18 protein-coding genes and 1 tRNA gene are annotated in these 18,525 nt (G+C 69.3%); 12 read left to right on the plus strand and 7 right to left on the minus strand.

Annotation, left to right across the window (positions count from 1 at the left end):
* Positions 1-46: 46 nt before the first annotated feature.
* Together ACTWQH_RS16665 and ACTWQH_RS16670 are read right to left on the minus strand one after the other, a co-directional pair.
* Positions 47-901: a hypothetical protein gene (locus tag ACTWQH_RS16665; RefSeq protein ID WP_443287351.1), complete on the minus strand. Its 855-nt coding sequence runs from the start codon at positions 899-901 to the stop codon at positions 47-49.
* Between the two features lie 10 nt (positions 902-911).
* Positions 912-1,619, minus strand: coding sequence for an AraC family transcriptional regulator (locus ACTWQH_RS16670; protein ID WP_443287352.1), 708 nt, complete (start codon positions 1,617-1,619; stop codon positions 912-914).
* A 178-nt stretch (positions 1,620-1,797) separates the two neighbouring features.
* Here ACTWQH_RS16670 and ACTWQH_RS16675 point away from each other — a divergent pair, with 178 nt between their 5' ends.
* Positions 1,798-2,358, plus strand: a complete 561-nt coding sequence (locus ACTWQH_RS16675) for an META domain-containing protein (RefSeq protein ID WP_443287353.1) — start codon at positions 1,798-1,800, stop codon at positions 2,356-2,358.
* Positions 2,359-2,445: 87 nt separating this feature from the next.
* Here the strand turns inward: ACTWQH_RS16675 and ACTWQH_RS16680 are convergent, their stop codons facing one another.
* Positions 2,446-3,174 carry a hypothetical protein gene (locus ACTWQH_RS16680; RefSeq protein ID WP_443287354.1) on the minus strand — a complete coding sequence of 243 codons (729 nt, stop codon included), beginning with the start codon at positions 3,172-3,174 and terminating at the stop codon, positions 2,446-2,448.
* A gap of 758 nt (positions 3,175-3,932) precedes the next feature.
* Here ACTWQH_RS16680 and ACTWQH_RS16685 point away from each other — a divergent pair.
* From ACTWQH_RS16685 to ACTWQH_RS16705, 5 genes are all read left to right on the plus strand, one after another.
* Positions 3,933-4,604, plus strand: a complete 672-nt coding sequence (locus tag ACTWQH_RS16685; protein ID WP_443287429.1) for a hypothetical protein — start codon at positions 3,933-3,935, stop codon at positions 4,602-4,604.
* A gap of 285 nt (positions 4,605-4,889) precedes the next feature.
* Positions 4,890-6,107: an aminotransferase class I/II-fold pyridoxal phosphate-dependent enzyme gene (locus tag ACTWQH_RS16690; RefSeq protein WP_443287355.1), complete on the plus strand. Its 1,218-nt coding sequence runs from the start codon at positions 4,890-4,892 to the stop codon at positions 6,105-6,107.
* A gap of 56 nt (positions 6,108-6,163) precedes the next feature.
* Positions 6,164-7,318: a hypothetical protein gene (locus tag ACTWQH_RS16695; RefSeq protein WP_443287356.1), complete on the plus strand. Its 1,155-nt coding sequence runs from the start codon at positions 6,164-6,166 to the stop codon at positions 7,316-7,318.
* Entirely contained in the window at positions 7,302-7,574 is a 273-nt protein-coding gene (locus ACTWQH_RS16700) for an acyl carrier protein (RefSeq protein WP_443287357.1), read from the plus strand. The genes ACTWQH_RS16695 and ACTWQH_RS16700 overlap by 17 nt, the downstream gene beginning before the upstream one ends.
* Complete coding sequence (locus ACTWQH_RS16705) at positions 7,571-8,794, plus strand: beta-ketoacyl-[acyl-carrier-protein] synthase family protein (protein WP_443287358.1); 1,224 nt, start codon at positions 7,571-7,573, stop codon at positions 8,792-8,794. The genes ACTWQH_RS16700 and ACTWQH_RS16705 overlap by 4 nt, the downstream gene beginning before the upstream one ends.
* 126 nt (positions 8,795-8,920) lie before the next feature.
* Here ACTWQH_RS16705 and ACTWQH_RS16710 read toward each other — a convergent pair whose 3' ends face one another.
* The gene (locus ACTWQH_RS16710; RefSeq protein ID WP_443287359.1) at positions 8,921-9,979 is read right to left on the minus strand and encodes an NAD-dependent epimerase/dehydratase family protein; all 1,059 of its coding nucleotides are present in this window, start codon (positions 9,977-9,979) and stop codon (positions 8,921-8,923) included.
* Between the two features lie 597 nt (positions 9,980-10,576).
* On the opposite strand from ACTWQH_RS16710, the gene ACTWQH_RS16715 reads away from it, so the two are divergent.
* Positions 10,577-11,917 carry a cytochrome P450 gene (locus tag ACTWQH_RS16715; RefSeq protein WP_443287360.1) on the plus strand — a complete coding sequence of 447 codons (1,341 nt, stop codon included), beginning with the start codon at positions 10,577-10,579 and terminating at the stop codon, positions 11,915-11,917.
* Between the two features lie 726 nt (positions 11,918-12,643).
* On the opposite strand, the gene ACTWQH_RS16720 is transcribed toward ACTWQH_RS16715, so the two are convergent.
* Positions 12,644-12,937, minus strand: a complete 294-nt coding sequence (locus tag ACTWQH_RS16720) for a hypothetical protein (RefSeq protein WP_443287361.1) — start codon at positions 12,935-12,937, stop codon at positions 12,644-12,646.
* A 185-nt stretch (positions 12,938-13,122) separates the two neighbouring features.
* Here ACTWQH_RS16720 and ACTWQH_RS16725 point away from each other — a divergent pair, with 185 nt between their 5' ends.
* Together ACTWQH_RS16725 and ACTWQH_RS16730 are read left to right on the plus strand one after the other, a co-directional pair.
* The gene (locus tag ACTWQH_RS16725) at positions 13,123-13,671 is read left to right on the plus strand and encodes a hypothetical protein (protein WP_443287362.1); all 549 of its coding nucleotides are present in this window, start codon (positions 13,123-13,125) and stop codon (positions 13,669-13,671) included.
* Positions 13,668-15,131: a recombinase family protein gene (locus tag ACTWQH_RS16730; RefSeq protein ID WP_443287363.1), complete on the plus strand. Its 1,464-nt coding sequence runs from the start codon at positions 13,668-13,670 to the stop codon at positions 15,129-15,131. The genes ACTWQH_RS16725 and ACTWQH_RS16730 overlap by 4 nt, the downstream gene beginning before the upstream one ends.
* Positions 15,132-15,289: 158 nt before the next feature.
* On the opposite strand, the gene ACTWQH_RS16735 is transcribed toward ACTWQH_RS16730, so the two are convergent.
* Positions 15,290-15,374: transfer RNA gene (locus ACTWQH_RS16735), tRNA-Leu, on the minus strand.
* A 106-nt stretch (positions 15,375-15,480) separates the two neighbouring features.
* Between ACTWQH_RS16735 and ACTWQH_RS16740 the strand changes: the two genes are divergently transcribed.
* The 3 genes from ACTWQH_RS16740 (at position 15,481) to ACTWQH_RS16750 (ending at position 18,263) form a co-directional block, all read left to right on the plus strand.
* On the plus strand, positions 15,481-16,866 hold the full coding sequence (locus tag ACTWQH_RS16740; RefSeq protein WP_443287364.1) for a M20/M25/M40 family metallo-hydrolase: 1,386 nt from the start codon (positions 15,481-15,483) through the stop codon (positions 16,864-16,866).
* A gap of 139 nt (positions 16,867-17,005) precedes the next feature.
* Positions 17,006-17,239 carry a chaplin gene (locus ACTWQH_RS16745; RefSeq protein ID WP_443287365.1) on the plus strand — a complete coding sequence of 78 codons (234 nt, stop codon included), beginning with the start codon at positions 17,006-17,008 and terminating at the stop codon, positions 17,237-17,239.
* Positions 17,240-17,387: 148 nt separating this feature from the next.
* The gene (locus ACTWQH_RS16750) at positions 17,388-18,263 is read left to right on the plus strand and encodes a chaplin (RefSeq protein ID WP_443287366.1); all 876 of its coding nucleotides are present in this window, start codon (positions 17,388-17,390) and stop codon (positions 18,261-18,263) included.
* A 57-nt stretch (positions 18,264-18,320) separates the two neighbouring features.
* Here ACTWQH_RS16750 and ACTWQH_RS16755 read toward each other — a convergent pair whose 3' ends face one another.
* On the minus strand, positions 18,321-18,509 hold the full coding sequence (locus ACTWQH_RS16755) for a DUF5703 family protein (protein WP_443287367.1): 189 nt from the start codon (positions 18,507-18,509) through the stop codon (positions 18,321-18,323).
* Positions 18,510-18,525 lie beyond the last annotated feature (16 nt).

Genomic DNA, 18,525 nt, shown 5'->3' on the forward strand with positions numbered 1-18,525 from the left:
GTACCGTTCCGCCCTGTGGGCAAGGTCACGTCACGCTCGTGCGCGGTTATGCCCTGCCGTGGTCGCGCAGGGTGCGGATGGCGCCCAGGGTGACCACGCCGCGCCATTCCACGGTCTGGCCGGGCGAGAAGTGCAGGAAGTGGAAATCCCAGCCGCCGTCGTCCAGTTGCTCGCGTTCGAGCCGGTCCACATCGGCCGCGATGGTCTCGTCGCCGAACAACGCCCGGCTCGGGGTTCCGGGACGTGGCGAGAGATGGAGGGGCTTGAGGTGTTCGTTCTCCATCCCGCCCTCGACGGCAACCGTGCCGTCGTCGCGGATCGCGGAGCGGAAACGGTCGACGGCTGCCGCGGCGCGGGCGGGGTCGGGTACGGCGTCGAGGAACTGCAGGGCGAACACGACCGTGTAGCCGCCGGGTTCTTCGATCGCGTCGATCTGGTTCCAGCACCAGGTGGTGGCCTTCTCCAGCCACGGGTGCCGCACGCCCAGCCGCCACAGCCTGGCCGCGAGCGCGTAGGTGAGGAAGCCCGCCTCGGGGCTGGGCTCCATCCACGGCGCGCGCGGGTGGCCGTGGGCCGACGGCAACACCGTCGGCACGCCGCCGTCCGGGTGGGCGATCGCGGCGATCCAGTCGGCCACCTCGGTGACCATGGAGTCATGGGCGGCGTCCAGGTCGGCAAGCACATCAAGCGCGGACAGCGCTGCCGACGGCTGGCTGCCAGGACACCGCACGTCGGGCTCCAGCGCGTGGCCGAACCCGCCGTCGGCGTTGTGGTACGCCTTGAGCGCCGTCAGGACGGGCTCGATGGGCCCGTCGTCGAGAAGGACAGCGAGCTGGTGCCGTTCCAGGACGCGGGCGGTGGATTCGATGAACTGCCGGGCTGCACTCAGGTCAACACTCATACACCCGACGCTAGGCAGCCGTGAGCGTGGCTTCTTCCAGAAATCGGACAGGCGTGAGACCGGTCAGGCGCCGCACCTCATCGGTCATGTGCGCCTGGCTGGCGTAGCCCGCCGCATACGCACGATCGGCCAGCGCGCCCCCGCGCACAGCGACCAGCCGGCGCAACCGTGCCACGCGAGCCAGGAACTTGGGGCCATACCCCACGGCCGCGGTGACCCGCCGGTTGAGGTGGCGCTGGCTGACTCCGAGGTCATACGCCACGGTCGAGACCCGAGCGTCGGGGACGGCCATCCGGCGCACAGCGGCGCCGACGAGCGGGTCCGGTTCGGCCTTCCGGCGCAGTACAGCCTCGGTCAACAGCCGGAGCCGTGCCGAGGAGTCCGCGGCCTCGGGACGGTCGGTCAAGGCCTCTGCTGCCGGCCAGAGGAGAGACAGCGGGACCTGCTGATCGCGCACTTCGTCGGCGGGCACGCCCAGAACAGCGCCCGCCATCCCCGGCCGTAGCCGGATCCCGCCGGCCGGCGCACCGACCGCCTCCCACACCACCGGCTGGGTGTCCGCGCCTACGACGAGGAGCCGCTCACCGAGCCAGACCAGATCGACACACCCATCCGGGACGACGCGCTGCGTGCCGTCGACGAGAGCATCGCTTTCCCACACGCACGCCACCACCGGTTCCAGCCCGGCCGGAGGCCGGTACTCGCGGTAAACGCCCACGGAGGCACCTTAACCAATATGCGCGGTTATGCGCGGTGAAGCGGCCCGCTCTTGTGACGGACCGGATGGTCACGTCCGTCCAGCAGCGGCCCACCTGCACCCATGGCAGCGGAGTCGACGAGCGGGCCGGGCCCCACCACGGCGGAACCCGCTGCGGCCGTCGAACGTCCCAGCGCGCATGAGACACGGACAGCTCCTCCCTGTTGTCGCGGTGGCCCTCGCGGCCGTGGCCGCCCTGACTGGCTGCGAGACCGAGGCTGAGACCGAGGGCGGCGCCGGCAACGGCACTCCCACCAGCCCTGCCACGCCCACCCCGGCGGGCGGCGGGGCCGACGACGGCGCCGCGGAACAGCTGACGGACTCCCGCTGGCTTCCCGAGCAGGTCACGGTCGACGGCACCGAGTACCCCCGGCCGCCGGGCTTGACCCTCGTCCACCTGGACGTGCCCGACGTCGAGGACTTCCTCGACGAGTACGGGTGCAACTACGGCTCTGACGTGACGGTCAGCAGCGACACCCTGCTGGTGGGCGAGGTGGTCAGGACGGACACGGCCTGCGCCGAGGACGGGGCAGACTTCGAGGAGAACTTCCTCCACGTCTTCCAGGGCAGGCTCACCTACGAGATCGACGACGAGGACGGCCCCGGCATGAACGAGCCCGCCACCCTCACCCTCACCAATCCCGCGGGCGGGACCATCACGCTCACCGAGAACCTCCCAATCCCGGTGCCCACCACCTAGAGGGGCCCTGGCCAACTGGCTCCGCACATGATCGCTGGCACGCACGCTCATGGCAGATCGGCGCCTGAGCTGGGCGGTGACGACGTGTCATTGGGGCGTTCGGGGGATTCTGGGTCGGTGCCTGGCACATGCGGTGCCTGCGGCGCTGCTTCCGGCGGCGTGCAGCACCCGTAGGGCGTTGAGCGTCACCATCCGGTTGGCCCCGGAACGCCCCCAGTCGACGGTCTCCGGGGTGAGCCTGCTTCCCGGTGGTTTCCACCACTGGCCGCCGACACCCCACCGGCCGTCCGGCCGACGGCGCCGTTCCAACTCCTCCAGGGCGTCCGCGGCGCGTGGGTCGCGTGCCTTGCCGAGCCGGGAGAGCACGAGCAGCGCTTGGAGGATGTCGTAGTGCCAGTAGGGCGGGTAGCGCGGCATGAGCCACGCGCGGTTGATGACCTGGCCCCTGCGCCGCGAGCGGAAGAGCCGATGGTCCAGCAGCAGCTCAGCCGCCCGCGCGGTTGCTTCCCGGGCCGCCGGATCACCGGTTGCGCGGGCGTACTCGCCAAGGCCCCACAGCGCCGGCAGCGTCTCGTGGAAGGAGGAGCGGCGGGTGGCGTTCTTGTCGCAGTTCCATCCGCCGTCCGGCCACTGCCAGGCGATGAGCGACTCGGCGAGCATGCGCACGCGTGGGTCGGTGGCCAGGCCGAGGCGGCAGCATGCGCCCAGCGCGTTGCCCTCCTTGGAGGCGCAGCGGCGCACCAGCCCGTCGATGACGGTCACGCGGCGGGAGGCAGGCACGGTCAGCCATGCCAGGACGTGCTCGGCCGCGGCCACCGCTCGGGGTTCCCCCGCCGGGATCCCCAGCTCGGCCAGAGAGACCAGCCGCCAGTGGGACCCGGTCCACCTGCGGTAAGGGTGCGTGCCGAACCCACCGTCCGGACGCTGCCCCGACAGTGCGCTGCGGAGGACACCGTTTCGTCGGTGCTTCTTGGTGTCCGAGGGGGGACTTGAACTCTCCCCTCGGATACTCGTCTGTTGTGTCGCTGACCTGCGACAATGTGCCGAATGAACCGTCCTTGGAGGGCATGGTCGTTGCGCCTTTTAGCTGGGCTTCGCCGAGTGTCCGCGACCGCTGTTGTTCACGCGTTGTGCACGGCAGCGGATTTCCCATAGGAACAATCACCGCATGTCCCAATATGCTCTGTTCGATGTCCGGCTAGGGATCCGATCTCTTGAGCGGTTCGGACCACAGCGCAGGAAGCCACTGAGGCGGAAGTGCCCGCTCAACCTCGAAGATAGCGGCGAGTTGGTCAAGGGGTTGGGCAGGCCGCAGTCGGTGCGGGCGTCGGATAGGGCGAGGGCGCAGTGGCGCAGGTCGGCCGCCTGACCTCGGAATGAAGCTAACGGCTCACACGAGGGCCTCCGTCACGCCAGTCCCCTTTGAAGGATGCTGGTGGTCTCGAGCCAAGCACTGCGAGAGCCGTGACGTGCTCCACAACTCGTGGTTCGCCCGGACTGCGACAGCCCGGAGCTGACGGAGGGCTCCTACTACAGTTGCGCCATGGGATTTCGGGCGCGCTCGGCGGAGGAGGATGTACCGCTACGCGTTCCGGCTGGGCGACCGGGACCTGTCCCTTGGCGACGGCTTTGGCTGGACCATCCTGCTGGTCGGTGACAGCGGCGAGGTGACCAGGGAGTTTCTGCTGCGCTACGGCGTGGAGCTCAGCGTGAAGACTGCGCACCGGGTGCGCTTCGCCTTCTTCTCCGGCCTCGCTTTGCAGGGGACGGATCATGTCGCGATGGGCCGCAGACTCCCCGGGCACTCGGCGAGAGGGTTCCTCGACCGGCTGCAAGCCGGGCTGGGGCGCACGCGCCGGGGGCGCCAGCCGCTTGACTGGGAGGGCGATGGCTGGCGGGAACCGGTGCTGCTGATCCCGCGGTGCAGCGAGATTCCCGACGAGGCCGTCCTGCCCGGCGACTGCCGCAAGATCCTGGCGATCGTCCGGGCTGCCGACGGCCCGGTGCAGGTCAGGGGCATCGGCGAGGAGCTGGGCGTGGAGGTGAGGGCGCGCGGCAAGCTGGAACCGCTGCGCGCGAAGTTGACCAAACTCGCCGACCGCGGCTGGCTGCACAAACGACCTCACGATGCACACATCTCATTGAGCCCGACGTCCTGGGGCGACCCTGTCGATCCAGCCGTCGCAGACACCATCCCAGCTGGCGTACGACCGGGCTCGGTGACGAGCAGCGGAGTCAGCTGCTGACCTTGACCTGGGGCAGCAGCATCGTCAAGCAGACGGACATCCGCACCGGGGCGCTCCTGATGGTGGTCTCCGGCTCGCCAGCCTGGTGGACGCGCACGTCGATAAGGCGCTCGACAAGGCTCGTGCGACGGGCTGATCGCCCAACGTCGCTGCTGCGTGGGTGGGTTGGGGGGCCGCATGCTAGCAGCAGCAGACCTGCGGTATCCACTTCATTGCCCTAGTGGGTGCTCCTTCGGATACTCTACGTCGCGATCTGGAGCAAGAAAATCACGCAGTGGGGGATCTATGTCTGATTTGGGTAGCGCGACTGCTTCAGCCGTTGCCCTCGCCCGAGCGCGCGAGGCGGGCGGCTACCCCTACTTCCGGCGTCTCACCGGGCATCCGGCCCCCGGCGAGGTGCTCGTCGAAGGCATCCGGGCCATCAATGCCGCGTCCACCGACTACCTCGGGCTAGCCCGCGATCCGAGGGTGAGCCAGGCGGCGGCCCGCGCTGCCCACGAGCTGGGCGCATCCTGCTCAGGTTCGCCGCTCGTCATCGGCACGCTGGCGTTGCACAGTGACCTGGAGGAAGAACTGGCCGACTTCCTTCACCGGCCGGCGGTACTGCTGTCGGCCACGGGATTTCAGGCTAACCTCACGATGGCCTGCCTGTTCATCGAAGGCGCCACGGTCCTTTCCGACTGGCACAACCACGCCTCGCTCGTGGACGCCGTGCGGCTGGGACACACAGTCAATCGGCGGTTTCGGCACAACGACCCGCTTCACCTCGAAAGGCTGCTGGAGGAGGCGGCAGGCCAGCCTCTCCCGCCGGTCATCCTCACGGAGGGCGCGTTTTCCCTTGGCTACGACCTGGTGAAGCTTCCGCAGATCGCGGATCTGGCCGACCGTTACGACGCGACTCTCATCGTTGACGGGGCTCACGACATCGGCGTGCTGGGAGCGGGCGGGCGCGGCGTCGGCGAGTACTTTGGACGTGAGCCGGACATCACTGTGCTGACCGGCACGTTCTCCAAGGCCTTCGGGTCGGTCGGAGGATTCGTAGCCGGGCCCGCGGACCTCATCGACCACTGCCGCATCTTTGGACGCGCCGCCGTCTACTCAGCGTCCATACCTCCCTCTGCCACTGCGGCAGCCCTCGCCGCCCTGCGCATCATCCGCTGCGAGCCTGAACGCCGTACCGTCGTAGGGGAGTTGGCTGCCCACCTACACCGAGGACTGGCCGAGCAGGGACGCGTGGCCCCGGCCTGGACGGGGCCCGTGGTCCAGCTGCCTGTGGGCAGCCCGGACGAGTGCCTACGCGTCTGGCGGGAGTTGCTGGAGGCTGGCGTCTTCACCGCTGCGTTCCTTCCGCCGGCCGTGCCCCCGGGGCAGTCCAGCATCCGACTGTCGGTGACCGCGGCGCACACGGCCGCGCACATTGACCGGATCCTCGAGGTCCTGGACAGTCTTCTCCCCCCGGCCGCTAGCCAGCTTCCCGAGCAGGTGCCATGTCCGGTCACTTGAGCGCATCGCCGACGGCGGGTGAGTTCACCATCGTGCAAGCTCGTACACGCGCCGACATGCGAGACTTCATCCGCCTGCCCTACTCGCTCTACCGGCAGAACCTGCAGTGGGTGGCTCCCCTGGAAACGGAGCGCCGGCGGTTTCTGGACTCTCGCCACAACCCGTTTTTACGCCGCAGCAAGGTTGCCTACTTCCTCGCTGGCCGCGCTGGCCGCGTTGTCGGCCGGATCGCGGCGCTCCTCAATCCCGACAGCCCGCCCGGCGAGCGCGAGGGCTATGTGGGCTTTTTCGAATGCGCCAACGAGCCCGCCGCGGCGCGCGGCTTGTTCGACCACGCGGTGAACTGGCTGCGCACCTACCAGGTGCGCACCGTGATGGGGCCGATGAACCCGAACACACACCACGAATGCGGTCTGCTCGTCGCCGGCTTCGACGACGCACCCCTGATCGGGATGCCCTACAACCTGCCTTACTACGAGAGCCTGTTCATCACCAACGGCTTCACACCGGTCAAGGATCTGCTGTCGTGGCGGATCGACCCCGGCAGTCGAGCGGTCGGCGGGATTTCGGCGTTTGCGGATGGTCTGCGCCGCCAGCACGACCTCACCGTGCGGCCCTTCGACTGGCGACGCTACGGCTCGGAGATTGCCCTTGTCCGGGAGCTGTATCACTCCTGCTGGCAGGACAACTGGGGTTTTACCCCTGTCGGTGACGAAGAGTTCGGCCATCTAGCCCAGCAGGTCCGCCGGGCGGCCCCGGACGGGATCCGCATCGCCGAACGCCAAGGGGAGCCGGTCGGCTTCAGCGTCCTGCTGCCTGACGTTAATCAAGCTCTGGCACCGGCTCGGGGGCGCCTGACTCGCCACGGGGTGCCGACAGGTGCGTGGCGTCTGTGGCGGGCCAGCCGCGCGATCACCCGCGGGCGGCTGATGGCACTCGGCGTTCCACAGGTGCGACGGACTCAGGGAGCCGCGTACGTCCTGATAGCCGACGCTCTGCGCCACGCCCGGGACAAGCGCTGGAGCGAGGTCGACGTCTCCTGGGTGCTGGACGACAATGACAGCGCCAATCGCCCCTTGGCGGCGATGGGCGCCTCACTCCACAAGCGCCATCGCCTCTATGCCCGCTGCGTGCACCACGTCAGCAGTTGTCGCCCTCTTACCACCTGTACTTCCCATTCCCAGGAGGACTCCCATGCCATCCACTCATGAGGCCGTTGTTGCGGCGCTGGCCGACGTTCTCGGCGTGAGCGAAGAGGACATCACGCCCGAGACACCGTTGGAGAGGCTGGAGATGGACTCCTTGGCTGTGGCCGAGTTCGCCACAGTCCTCGCTCAAAAGTACGGGATCAACCTGGCGGAGAGTTTTGTCACCACGCAGGCCACCACTGTCGCCGACGTGGTGACCTGCGTGCACGAGCAGGACCAGCCAAGCACTGCCGCTCCGGCCGGACCCACAGCCCGATGACCGTGGATGTGGCCGTCACCGGCCTCGGGCTGATCACGTCGGCCGGGCACAGCGTAGACGCCACCTGGCAGGGCTTGTGCGCGAGCCGCTCCTTCGCCGTCCGTGACCCGGTCCTGGCCGGATTGCCCGTCGACTTTGCCTGCAGCGTCTCGGACTTCGACGCCGCGGATCGCCTCCCGCGCCGACTGGTCAGGCGCACGGATCCCTTCGTGCACTTTGCCCTCACGGCCGCCCAGCAGGCATGGGATGACGCGGGCCTGGCGCCCGGCCACGTCGATCCGGCGCGCATCGGCATTGTGCTCGGTGTCGCCTCCAGCAGCTACGTGGGCTTCGGGCCGGTCTTCCAGCGCTTGGACCGAGGCGAAGAGCACCTGGTCTCCCCCCTGATGATGGCTCGCAGCATTCCCAGTATGGCGGCCGGAGAGACCGCCGCTCATCTCGACTGCCGGGGCCCGAATTTCACCGTCTCCAGCGCCTGTGCCTCCGGTGGCCATGCTCTGGGAGTGGCCCGTGATCTGATCCGTGCCGGAACCTGCGACATCGTTCTGGCCGGCGGCGCCGAGTCCGGCCGCGCAACGTTCAACGGCATCGCCTTCGCGCGGATGGGCGCGCTCTCAAAGCGGCGCCACGACCCGGCAAGAGCGTCCCGGCCCTTCGACCGGGACCGCGACGGGTTCGTCCTCAGCGAAGGTGCAGCCGTCCTGGTCCTCGAGCGCACCGATCACGCCCGGGCCCGAGGCGCCACTGTCCACAGCGTCCTCGCCGGATACGGCGCCTCTGCCGACGCCCACCACCCCACCAACCCGCACCCGGACGGCCGGGGCCTGCATCACGCCATCACCACTGCCCTCGCCGACGCCCGCATCAGCCCGGCCGACATCGACCACATCAGTGCCCATGGCACCGGAACCCCCGTCGGAGATCTGATCGAGGCCCGTACTCTGGCCGCATCCTTCCCCGCTGGGCCTCCGCCGGTCACCGCCCTCAAAGGCGCCATCGGTCATGCGCTGGGGGCAGCCCCGGCGATCCAGGCCGCTTGCGCCGTGCTGAGTCTGCGTCACCAGGCCATCCCGCCCACCGTGAACCTCGACAACCAGGACGAGGCCATCGACCTCGACATCGTCACCAAAGCCCCCAAGGAAGTCCCGCTGCACAGTATCCTCAGCACGGCCTGCGGTTTCGGCGGCGCCAACGCCGCCCTGGTCCTCCGAGCCCCCTGACCGAAGACACCGCCGCCCTGCCCTCAGCGGGCCCGACTGCTATCACCGACGGGCCTGCCTATTCGGGTTCCCTCTCTGGCCGGCCAGGCTCGCACACACCCCAGGCGCGTCCGCGCCGACACATGGTCAGCCATGACACGTCATCTCTCTAAATGTGCTGCGCAGTCCCTCCGCGAACCCGACGCGGGCCGTGAAGGAGAAGTCCCTGCGGGCCCGGTCCGGCGATGCGGTCCATGCCACGCACACCGCCTCACGGGCCTTGTCCCGGTTGAACACCGGCACAACGCCCCACGGTCGCAGCACGGTGTCGCTCACCGCGACCGCCGCCCGCACCACTGGCGTCGGCACCGGCACCACCCGCGGCTGGCGAAGGCCCAGCACGGCACTCGCCGTCCGGCTCATACTCCGCATGGTGTGCTCCACACCGTCGGTGAGGTAATACACGCCGCTGTGGCCGTCGCCCGGATCCGCCGTTCGGCCGCGTGCTGCCGCGGCGACGAGCCCGTCGCACAGGTCATCCACATACAGCAGTGAATAGGTGCGCACTCCCAGCCCCGGCTGCAGGACCAGGCCGGTGCGTGCCATCGACATCAACGACGGTATGAACGCCTGATCCCCAGGCCCGTACACGATCGGGGGCCGCACGATCAACGTGGCGACCCGGTCCGAGACCCGCCTCGCGTGCATCTCACCCGCGAACTTGCTGCGCCCGTACCACGACACAGGACAGACCGGCTCCTCCTCACGGCGGGGCGCACCGACTCCCGCAGACGGGCCAGCGGCGGCCAGCGACGAGCACAGCACCAGCCGCGGAGCCTCACGCATGGCCGCCAGGGCCTTGACGAGCGTGCCTGTGGCCACGATGTTGCCCTGATCGAGTTGGGCACGCGACCCGCGCACGGTCCCGGCCAGATGCATCACCAGGTCCGCCCGCGCGACCGCCTCACGGACACCGCCACCGGTGAACAGGTCGGCGAGGGCGAAGTCGACCGGGCAACCAGCCAGAACGCGGCGGTCGGATCCCTCTCTCACCAGGGCGATCACCCGGCCGCCGAGTTGGTTGATGCGACGGCACAGACGACGTCCGATGAACCCTGTCGCCCCCGTGACCAGCACCCGCGCCCCGTCTAGCTCTGGGGGCGCGAACTCCTCATGCTGCGGGGCGCGTTGCATAAAATCTGTCACCTCAGAACGCTAGCGGTGTCGTGTGTCGTTCGGCCATTCCACAACCGGGCTGCCAGCACAGCCGCCGCCACCCGAACGAGTAACGGCCCCAGGGAGCGTGCCGACATGCCTCATGAACGGACGGTCTCAGGGGGGCGCCAACCGGTTGGCGCCCCCCGGTCGCCCGATGATCCAATCCCTGTTCTCGGAGCACTTGGACGCAACTGTCGAAGATCATCCGTCTCAATGCGACCTGTCCAGGCATCAAATGATACTGGCGCTCGCCAGCCCCAGTGAGGGCGCGCCAGTCAGGCCACACAGCACCCGCCGCAGCGGCCATACGCGGATGACCGCTGCGGCGGTTCTACCCGTGACCTGGTGTGCCCGTTAATCGTTAAGTCCAACTGTGCAGGTTCCCAGGCGCCCGTCCGTGCTGGCGCCGCGCCACATCTCGGCGAGAGACATGGAAGCGGTTCCTCGCACACTCCCCTGATCGAACGCACGCCTCGCCCCCGTGCACCCCGCGAGCCCAGCTGACAAGGGGCCACGGTCGGCTGGGCCACAGGACAGACATGGAACAGCAATCCCCTTCACCAGGGCGGCCGAGCGGAGGAAACCGTGAGAATACCCGATATCACCACAGCGCGGCCTACGGCGCTGCCCCCGGGTCCCCGACTGCCATTCGTAGTGCAGGCACTGCGCATGATGTATACCCCCGAAGCATTCACCCGGGCATGCCGACAGCGCTACGGCGGCACCTACACGCTTAGGGTGCCGCAGCAGCCAGCCACCGTGTGGAGTTCGGATCCGGCGCTAGCGCGCCTGCTGACCAGGCTGCCGCCAGCGGTCTCGACGGCCTCGGAATGGAACGCCTCGGCGGAGTTCATCTGGGGCCCCTGGTCGCCCCTCATCATCGAGGGGGAGGAACACCGGCGGGCTCGTCGGCTGGTGGTGCCTGATCTGCGCGGCCCTCGTATGCTCGCATACCAGGACGAGATCATCGACACAACGCAGCGGGCGGTCGCGGGCTGGAGCCGGGCCACGCCAATACGACTGTTGGAGCGAATGCGCGAGCTGCTCTTGGACCTGGTGGTCCGTACCGTCTTCGGCTCCACCGCCGACCCCCTCGCACGCCAGGTCGCCGAGCACACCGAAAACCTGCGGAAGGTCACCCTCACCCCTCTGCTGCTGCCGTGGACCAGGAACGTTCCCGGCAGCCCATACGGCCGGGCGCTGCGCACTCGACGTGAGCTGGCCGACTGCCTTGAGACAGCGTTCCGAGTACGTTCCCGACAGGGCGGTGGGCCGGGCCTACTGGGCGATCTCACGAGGGCCTGCGCCGAGCAGCGGCTTGCCGAAGCCGCCGTCACCGACCAGGTGATCGCCTACCTGATGGCCGGGTACGCGACGACGGCGACGGCGCTCACCTCCACGTTCGATCTGCTGTTGCAGCATCCGGACGCACTGAGCAGGGCCGAGAGCGAGGCCACCAGCGGGGCGGACAGCGGCGGGCACGGCGCCTGGCTGACTGCGGTCGTCGAGGAAAGCCTACGGCTGAACCCCCCTGTGTGGGTCTTCGGACGGGTGCTGCGTCAATCGGTGGACTTCGGCGAATGGCGGCTGCCAGCCGGGGTGTGGGTGGCCTTCGACATGCGGGAGATGCACCGACGGGTGGACAGCTACCCGGCGCCGGGCGACTTCCGGCCCGAGCGGCACCTGGCGCGGGCAGTGGACGGTGGCCCGTGCCCCAGCACAGTGGCGTCCTGGTACGTGTTCGGCGGCGGCAGGCGGGTGTGCCCCGCAGCGTCCTTCGCGCCTTTCGTGATGCGGGTCGTGCTCGGCGCAGTGCTGGCGCAAGTGCGGCTGCATCCGCGGCGGGACCGGCCCGGGGCGCTCACCCGCGAAGCAACGCTGCTGGTGGTCAAGGACGGCGTGCCGGTCACCGTGTCGGACCGCTGAGCGCGGTCCCACCGGAACGGAGGTGTCGTGGAGGAAGCTGTCACCAGGTACATGAAGCCGCGTTGACGGTCGAAGGCCAGTGTGACGCCCTCTAGCAACTCCTTCACCCGCGGGGCACCTCGCCCAGCAACTTCCGGATCTGCGCATCGGGTGAGGTCAAGCAGTGGCTCTGAACTCCGCATGCCGGTGACGCTACCGGCCCGTACCCCAGCCGCGAGGTCTGTCCACATGTCGCTGCGCCTGCAGGTAAGTTCGACGCGCCGCCAGTCGGTGGCGATGAGCAGCTGGCGGAGGCGCTGGCAGCCATCGACCCGGACTGGAACCCGAAGTGGCCGGTGGAGTGGCAGCGGCACTACGCCGTACGCGAGACGCTGCGTGAGGAGACCGAGCTGACCGAGCTACTGCCCGGCGTCACCGCCCACGGCATGAACGTCGGCGAATGGCTGACCCGCCAGCGCGAACACACAGTTCGGCAGAACCTGATGCCCGAGCAACGCGAACAATCTGAGATGGCGAAGGCCCATTGTCCACCTCTGCGACGACGTTGTAGTCGGCGTCCAGTACCGGGCCTCCGAGGGCAAGTCGACGGGGAATGCTTGCACGTGATCGGCTCCATGTCCTGGTTCTGGTACACGACAACCGCTACGTGAACCACACAGGCACGGAGGCGTTGCAGAACGAACCAATCAGGTCCGTACCCCACATCCCGCTACGGGCTGAGGACCCCTACAAAACAGGCCGGACGACGGAGTCACGGTGCAGCGAGACGAAGGCGCCTTGATGGACAACCTCGGTCGACGCTTGCTTCCACCCCATCGTCCCAGCCCTCCCCTCGCCACTCCGGACAACGCTAAGCCCGCGTTCGGTGGTCCGGCAGTCCATCCAGCCACGGACGGCGATGAAGCCGAACTGACCACTCCCGTCCTCGGCGAACTCGATGAAGCCGGGACCGACGAGGTCAATGGCGTCGCGATCCCACATCTCCATCTCCACGATCCGCCACCGACCGGTCAGGGGCACTGGTCCTCCACGCTCGTCGCCCGTACAGCGCCACTGTAGCCACCGCGCGGACTCCTCCGATGTGTTCGCGGTCTCTGGCCAAGGTGGGTGATTGCGGAACAGATTGGGCATGTGGGCCGCGCGGTGGGGTAGTTCCGACCTCGTCTGATCAACGTCTGCTGGGTACCTGAGAGAAGGCGACGCTCATGAGCAATCTTCTTGCCGCAGATGCCTCTTATCGCGTCCCCACTGGAGGCGGTATCGAGGGATCGTGTGCGGCCCTCAACGGGCAGTGTGTTGGCGACGGGTGTGCTCCCGGTATCGCGCCGGAGGGGCGGTATCACCATGCCGTCGCGCGGAACATCTCCATCGAGGACCCGTACCTTGTCCCGTTCATGTCCTTCCACCTGGCGCAGTTCGAGGATGACGAGCCGCATATCGCCTTCGTTGCCGACGGGTCCTGGGCCGAGCTTGACGAGGCGGCCACGGAGCAACTGATCACGGACGTGACCGCCTGGCTGGGGGATCTGAAGCGCTCCCGTGCTCACCTCGCCGCAGCCAGGATCACGCGACTGGTAATGGGGGGTGTTGACGCTGCGGTGGCCAGGCACTCCGCCGCTGGGTGTCCGCAGCCGGGCACACCGGAACTGGTAGCCGCACACCAGGCCGAAGAATCACGATCGTCCCCGGCCGCGACAGCAGGCACTGGACGGGTTGACCAAGGCCCGGGGCAGCGCGAGAGGAGATCTGCGTGACGACACGACGACCTCCAGTCGGGTTGACCAACGGTCCGGTCATCGAGGAGGGGGCATTGGCGGGGTGGGTGCGCCGCAGCGACATCTCGCCCGACAGCAAGAAGAGCGTTCCGGGCGGGTTGAGGTTCGCGTTCTATGGTCGGGTGTCGACGGAGGACCATCAGGATCCGGAGACCTCGCGCGCCTGGCAGGTGCTGCGGGCGGAAGCGATCATCTCAGGATTCGGGCGGATCGTGGCGGAGTTCTTCGATGTCGGGCACAGCCGGGTGGTGCCCTGGGCGCGCCGGCCGCAGGCCGCCGCGTTGGTGGGGGCGCTGTCGGATCCGGACCGGGAATTCGACGCGGTGGTGATCGGCTCCAGTGAGCGGGCCTTCTTCGGCAACCAGTTCGCCGCTATGGCGCCGCTGTTTGAACACTTCGGCGTTCAGATGTGGGTCCCCGAACTCGGCGGCGTGGTGGACCCGAAGGTCGCCGGGCATGAGGAGCTGATGATCCTGCTCGGGATTCTGTCCAAGCGGGAGATCGCCCGCACCCGCATGCGGGTGCGGGCGGCGATGACGGTGCAGGCCCGTGACCAGGGCCGCTACCTCGGCGGCCGGCCACCCTACGGATACCGCCTGGTCGACGCCGGCCCGCACCCCAACCGTGCTCTGGCCCGGCGTGGGGTGCGGATTCGCCGGCTGGACATCGACCCGGAGTACGGGCCCATCGTGCGGTGGATCTTCGCCCAGCGCCTCCAGCGGCACAGCGTCGCGCGCATCACCCGCGCCCTGAACGACGCCGGCATCCCCTGCCCGTCAGCCGCCGATCCGGAGCGCAACCCGCACCGGTCGGCGGCGAGGTGGGGGCTGACGGCCGTGCGGGCGATTCTGGCCAACCCCCGGTACACCGGCCGCCAGGTATGGAACCGGCAACGTACCGACCACGAGCTGCTCGACCCGGACAACACCAGCCTCGGGCACCGCGACGTCATGCGCTGGAACACGCCTGAGGACTGGATCATCTCCGCCAAGCCCGCGCATCCCGCGCTGGTCAGCGAGGCCGACTTCGTCACCGTCCAGCACCTCCACGCCGCCCGCGAGAACGCCCCGAAGCGGGTCTACCTCCTGGCTGGGCTGCTGCGCTGCGGGGTCTGCGAGCGGCGGATGGAGTCCTGCTGGATTTGGAACCGGCCCGCCTACCGCTGCCGCCACGGCCACACCAGCACCACCCGGCCCAACCCCGACCGCCCGCCCAACGCCTACGTTCGCGAAGACCACATCCTGCCCCACCTGCCGGCCCTGGTGATCCGACTGTCCGCCGAAGACGGCCACCTGCCGCCGCCCGCGGCGACCGGGACGGTCACGCCGACGGACGCGGTCGCACAGGTGCGGGCCCGGCAGGTGGCACTGACCTTCGATCCGACGGCCCAGACCCTGACCGCCGACACCCCGAGAGAGGAAAGGATCACTATCGGCTGAACGCTTCCCTGCCTACCCGGACACCAGCTCCCGCTCTCTTGTGAGAGGAGGAAGACCAGGTCACAGCCCTGAGACGACGAACACCCGCCTCCGGCCGGGAGCCGGAGGCGGGTGCCGGTTCCGCCTGCCCACGAATCGCGCCCCGTGGGGGAAGAGTGTGTCCGAGGGGGGACTTGAACCCCCACGCCCTTAATCGGGCACTAGCACCTCAAGCTAGCGCGTCTGCCATTCCGCCACCCGGACAGGGAGCGTGCGTGACCGGAGAGCACCGGCCAGCGCAGCGTGGGAAACCTTAGCAAAGTCCTGGCCTTGGGGATCTCCCTTGGGGCGGGGCGGGGGAGGGAGGAGGATGGGGTGGCGAAGGAACGCCGTAAGAGGAGGCAGCGTGAGTCAGACGAGCGCGGGGGCGGAGCGCACCGAGGAGGGCCGGGGCGGGGCGTCGGCCGAGGACGAGGTCGTCGGCATCTGCCGGGATCTGATCCGCATCGACACCAGCAACTACGGCGACGACTCCGGGCCGGGGGAGCGCGCCGCCGCCGAGTACGTCGCGGAGCAGCTCGCCGAGGTCGGCCTCGAGCCGAAGATCTTCGAGTCGCGGCCCGGCCGCGCCTCCACCGTCGTGCGCATCGAGGGGGAGGACACCTCGCGGCCGGCGTTGCTCATCCACGGGCACACCGACGTGGTGCCGGCCAACGCCGACGACTGGACGCACCACCCGTTCTCCGGCGAGATCGCCGACGGGTGCGTCTGGGGCCGGGGAGCGGTGGACATGAAGGACATGGACGCGATGACGCTGGCCGTGGTCCGCGACCGGATGCGCTCCGGGCGGCGGCCGGCGCGCGACGTGGTGCTGGCGTTCCTGGCCGACGAGGAGGCGGGCGGCAGCCACGGCGCCCGCTACCTGGTGGACAACCACCCGGAGCTGTTCGAGGGCGTCACCGAGGCCATCAGCGAGGTCGGCGGCTTCTCCTTCACCGTCAACGAGAACCTGCGGCTGTACCTGGTGGAGACCGCCGAGAAGGGCATGCACTGGATGCGGCTGACCGTGGACGGCACCGCCGGGCACGGGTCGATGACCAATGACGACAACGCCATCACCGAGTTGTGCGAGGCGGTCGCCCGCCTCGGGCGGCACAGGTTCCCGGTGCGGGTGACCAAGACCGTACGGGCCTTCCTCGACGAGCTCTCCGACGCCCTCGGCGTGGAACTCGACCCGGAGGACATGGACGAGACGTTGGCCCGCCTCGGCAGCATCGCCAAGATCATCGGCGCCACGCTGCGGAACACCGCGAACCCCACCCAACTCGGCGCCGGGTACAAGGTGAACGTCATCCCCGGCCAGGCCACCGCCCACGTGGACGGGCGCTTCCTGCCGGGGCACGAGGAGGAGTTCCTCGCCGACCTCGACCGGATCCTGGGGCCGCGCGTGCGCCGGGAGGACGTGCACAGCGACAAGGCGGTGGAGACCACGTTCGACGGGGCGCTGGTCGAGGCGATGCAGTCGTCGCTGCGCGCCGAGGACCCGATCGCGCGCGCCGTGCCGTACATGCTCTCGGGCGGCACGGACGCCAAGTCCTTCGACGACCTGGGCATCCGGTGCTTCGGCTTCGCGCCGCTGAAGCTGCCGCCCGAGCTGGACTTCGCCGGGATGTTCCACGGCGTGGACGAGCGGGTGCCGGTGGACGGACTGACGTTCGGCGTACGGGTGCTGGACCGCCTGCTGGACCAGTGCTGACCCGGCCGCTGATTCGGGCGGGCGTGCGGCGTTCCTCAAAGTGGGTGAATGCCCTCGGCGATTCGTGCCCTTGATCAACGCGCCTCGTTACATGGAGTGCAGTTCCCAGCTGGGACCGCATTGTCACCAAGGAGGAAGCATGATCAAGAAGGTCGTCGCTGCAGCGGCTGCCACCAGCGGTCTGATGCTCGCTGGCGCCGGCGTTGCCGTGGCGGACGCCGGTGCCCACGGGACCGCCGTCGGTTCCCCCGGAGTCCTGTCCGGCAACGTCGTCCAGGTGCCCATCCACATCCCGATCCAGGTCTGTGGCAACACCGTCAACATCGTCGCCCTGCTGAACCCCGCGTTCGGCAACACCTGCGTCAGTAAGTGATACCGCGGCCCACTCCATGAGGGCTTGACGTCGGGCGGCCCCGGGACATGCGTCGTGCACGCGGCCCGGGGCCGCCCGGCTGTACAGGGGTCGCGGGTGCCCTCATCCCCCCACCCCGCGGCCCACGAACGAACAAGGGGAACCAAGCATGCGACAGGTCACGAGGAAGGGCCTGCTCTCCGTAGCCGCCGCGGGCGGCGTGCTCGTCATGTCGGCCGGCGCGGCGGCACACGCCGACTCCGACGCCACGGGCGCCAGCAAGAACTCACCGGGTGTGGGGTCGGGCAACACCGCTCAGGTGCCGGTCTCGGCGCCGGTGAGCCTCTGCGGCAACACCATCAACCTGGTCGGCCTCCTCAACCCCGCCATGGCGAACGTCTGCGTCAGCGACGGCGGGGCCGAGGAGGAGCCGGGCCACGGCGGAGGCGGAGGCGGCAGCGGAGACGGCGGAGGCGGAGGCGGAGGCGGCGGAGGCGGAGGCGGCGCCGGGACCGGGGCCGACGGGGAAGCGGAACGGCGGGAGCCGGGCCGGGACGGCGGCGGAGCGGACGCGGACGGAGTGGCGGCCGGGTCGCCGGGCGTCGCTTCCGGGAACCAGGCCCAGGTCCCGGTCGAGGTCCCGGTCAACGCCTGCGGCAACAGCCTCAACGTCGTGGGCGCCCTCAACCCGGCCATGGGGAACGGATGCGTCGACGCCTCCGGCCCGCAGCGGTCGGCCGGGCCCGAGGAGCCGAAGGAGCCCGGCGAGCCCGAGCCTCCGTCGGAGCCGGCTCCGCAGGAGCCCGATCGGCCGAGTGAGCCGGCCGACGGCCAGGAGGCACCGGACGCGGACGACGCGCCCGAGCCGGAGACGCGGACCGGCGCGCAGAAGCCGGCGGACGACCCCGCACCGCAGGGCGGAGAACTCGCCAACACCGGCGCGGGTCTCGAGCTCATCGCCATGCTTCCGCTGGGCGCGGGCCTGCTTCTCGGGGGCGCGCTCCTCTACCGGCGGCGGGGCGCCCGCCCGGCCCACCGGGGCTGAGCCGCCCGGCACCCTCACCATGACGACGAGTGGGTCCCGCCCGGCGGGACCCACTCGTCACCACGTGGCGCGCATCTGCCGGATGATCCTCCGTCTCAACCGCACCCGGCGGCTTCCGTCGGGGTACAGGCGCAGCCGGGCCAACTCCCAGTGCCCGTACTCGGCATGTTCGGTCAGCAGGCGGGTGGTCGCGGCACGGGAGACCCCCCGCGGCACGTACACATCGCGAAACTCGTATTCCGGCATCGAATCTATTGTGCGG

Origin of the sequence: Streptomyces sp. 6N223, assembly GCF_052246635.1 — a bacterium.
GTDB lineage: Bacteria > Actinomycetota > Actinomycetes > Streptomycetales > Streptomycetaceae > Streptomyces.

What these genes read in the sequence shown, in the direction of transcription:
- ACTWQH_RS16740 (WP_443287364.1), top strand. Translation starts at nt 15,481, where the DNA reads ATGGGGTGGCGAAGGAACGCCGTAAGAGGAGGCAGCGTGAGTCAGACG.
- ACTWQH_RS16665 (WP_443287351.1), bottom strand. Translation starts at nt 901, where the DNA reads ATGAGTGTTGACCTGAGTGCAGCCCGGCAGTTCATCGAATCCACCGCC.
- ACTWQH_RS16745 (WP_443287365.1), top strand. Translation starts at nt 17,006, where the DNA reads ATGATCAAGAAGGTCGTCGCTGCAGCGGCTGCCACCAGCGGTCTGATG.
- ACTWQH_RS16755 (WP_443287367.1), bottom strand. Translation starts at nt 18,509, where the DNA reads ATGCCGGAATACGAGTTTCGCGATGTGTACGTGCCGCGGGGGGTCTCC.
- ACTWQH_RS16695 (WP_443287356.1), top strand. Translation starts at nt 6,164, where the DNA reads ATGCGAGACTTCATCCGCCTGCCCTACTCGCTCTACCGGCAGAACCTG.
- ACTWQH_RS16705 (WP_443287358.1), top strand. Translation starts at nt 7,571, where the DNA reads ATGACCGTGGATGTGGCCGTCACCGGCCTCGGGCTGATCACGTCGGCC.
- ACTWQH_RS16725 (WP_443287362.1), top strand. Translation starts at nt 13,123, where the DNA reads ATGAGCAATCTTCTTGCCGCAGATGCCTCTTATCGCGTCCCCACTGGA.
- ACTWQH_RS16685 (WP_443287429.1), top strand. Translation starts at nt 3,933, where the DNA reads ATGTACCGCTACGCGTTCCGGCTGGGCGACCGGGACCTGTCCCTTGGC.
- ACTWQH_RS16700 (WP_443287357.1), top strand. Translation starts at nt 7,302, where the DNA reads ATGCCATCCACTCATGAGGCCGTTGTTGCGGCGCTGGCCGACGTTCTC.
- ACTWQH_RS16675 (WP_443287353.1), top strand. Translation starts at nt 1,798, where the DNA reads ATGAGACACGGACAGCTCCTCCCTGTTGTCGCGGTGGCCCTCGCGGCC.
- ACTWQH_RS16750 (WP_443287366.1), top strand. Translation starts at nt 17,388, where the DNA reads ATGCGACAGGTCACGAGGAAGGGCCTGCTCTCCGTAGCCGCCGCGGGC.
- ACTWQH_RS16690 (WP_443287355.1), top strand. Translation starts at nt 4,890, where the DNA reads ATGTCTGATTTGGGTAGCGCGACTGCTTCAGCCGTTGCCCTCGCCCGA.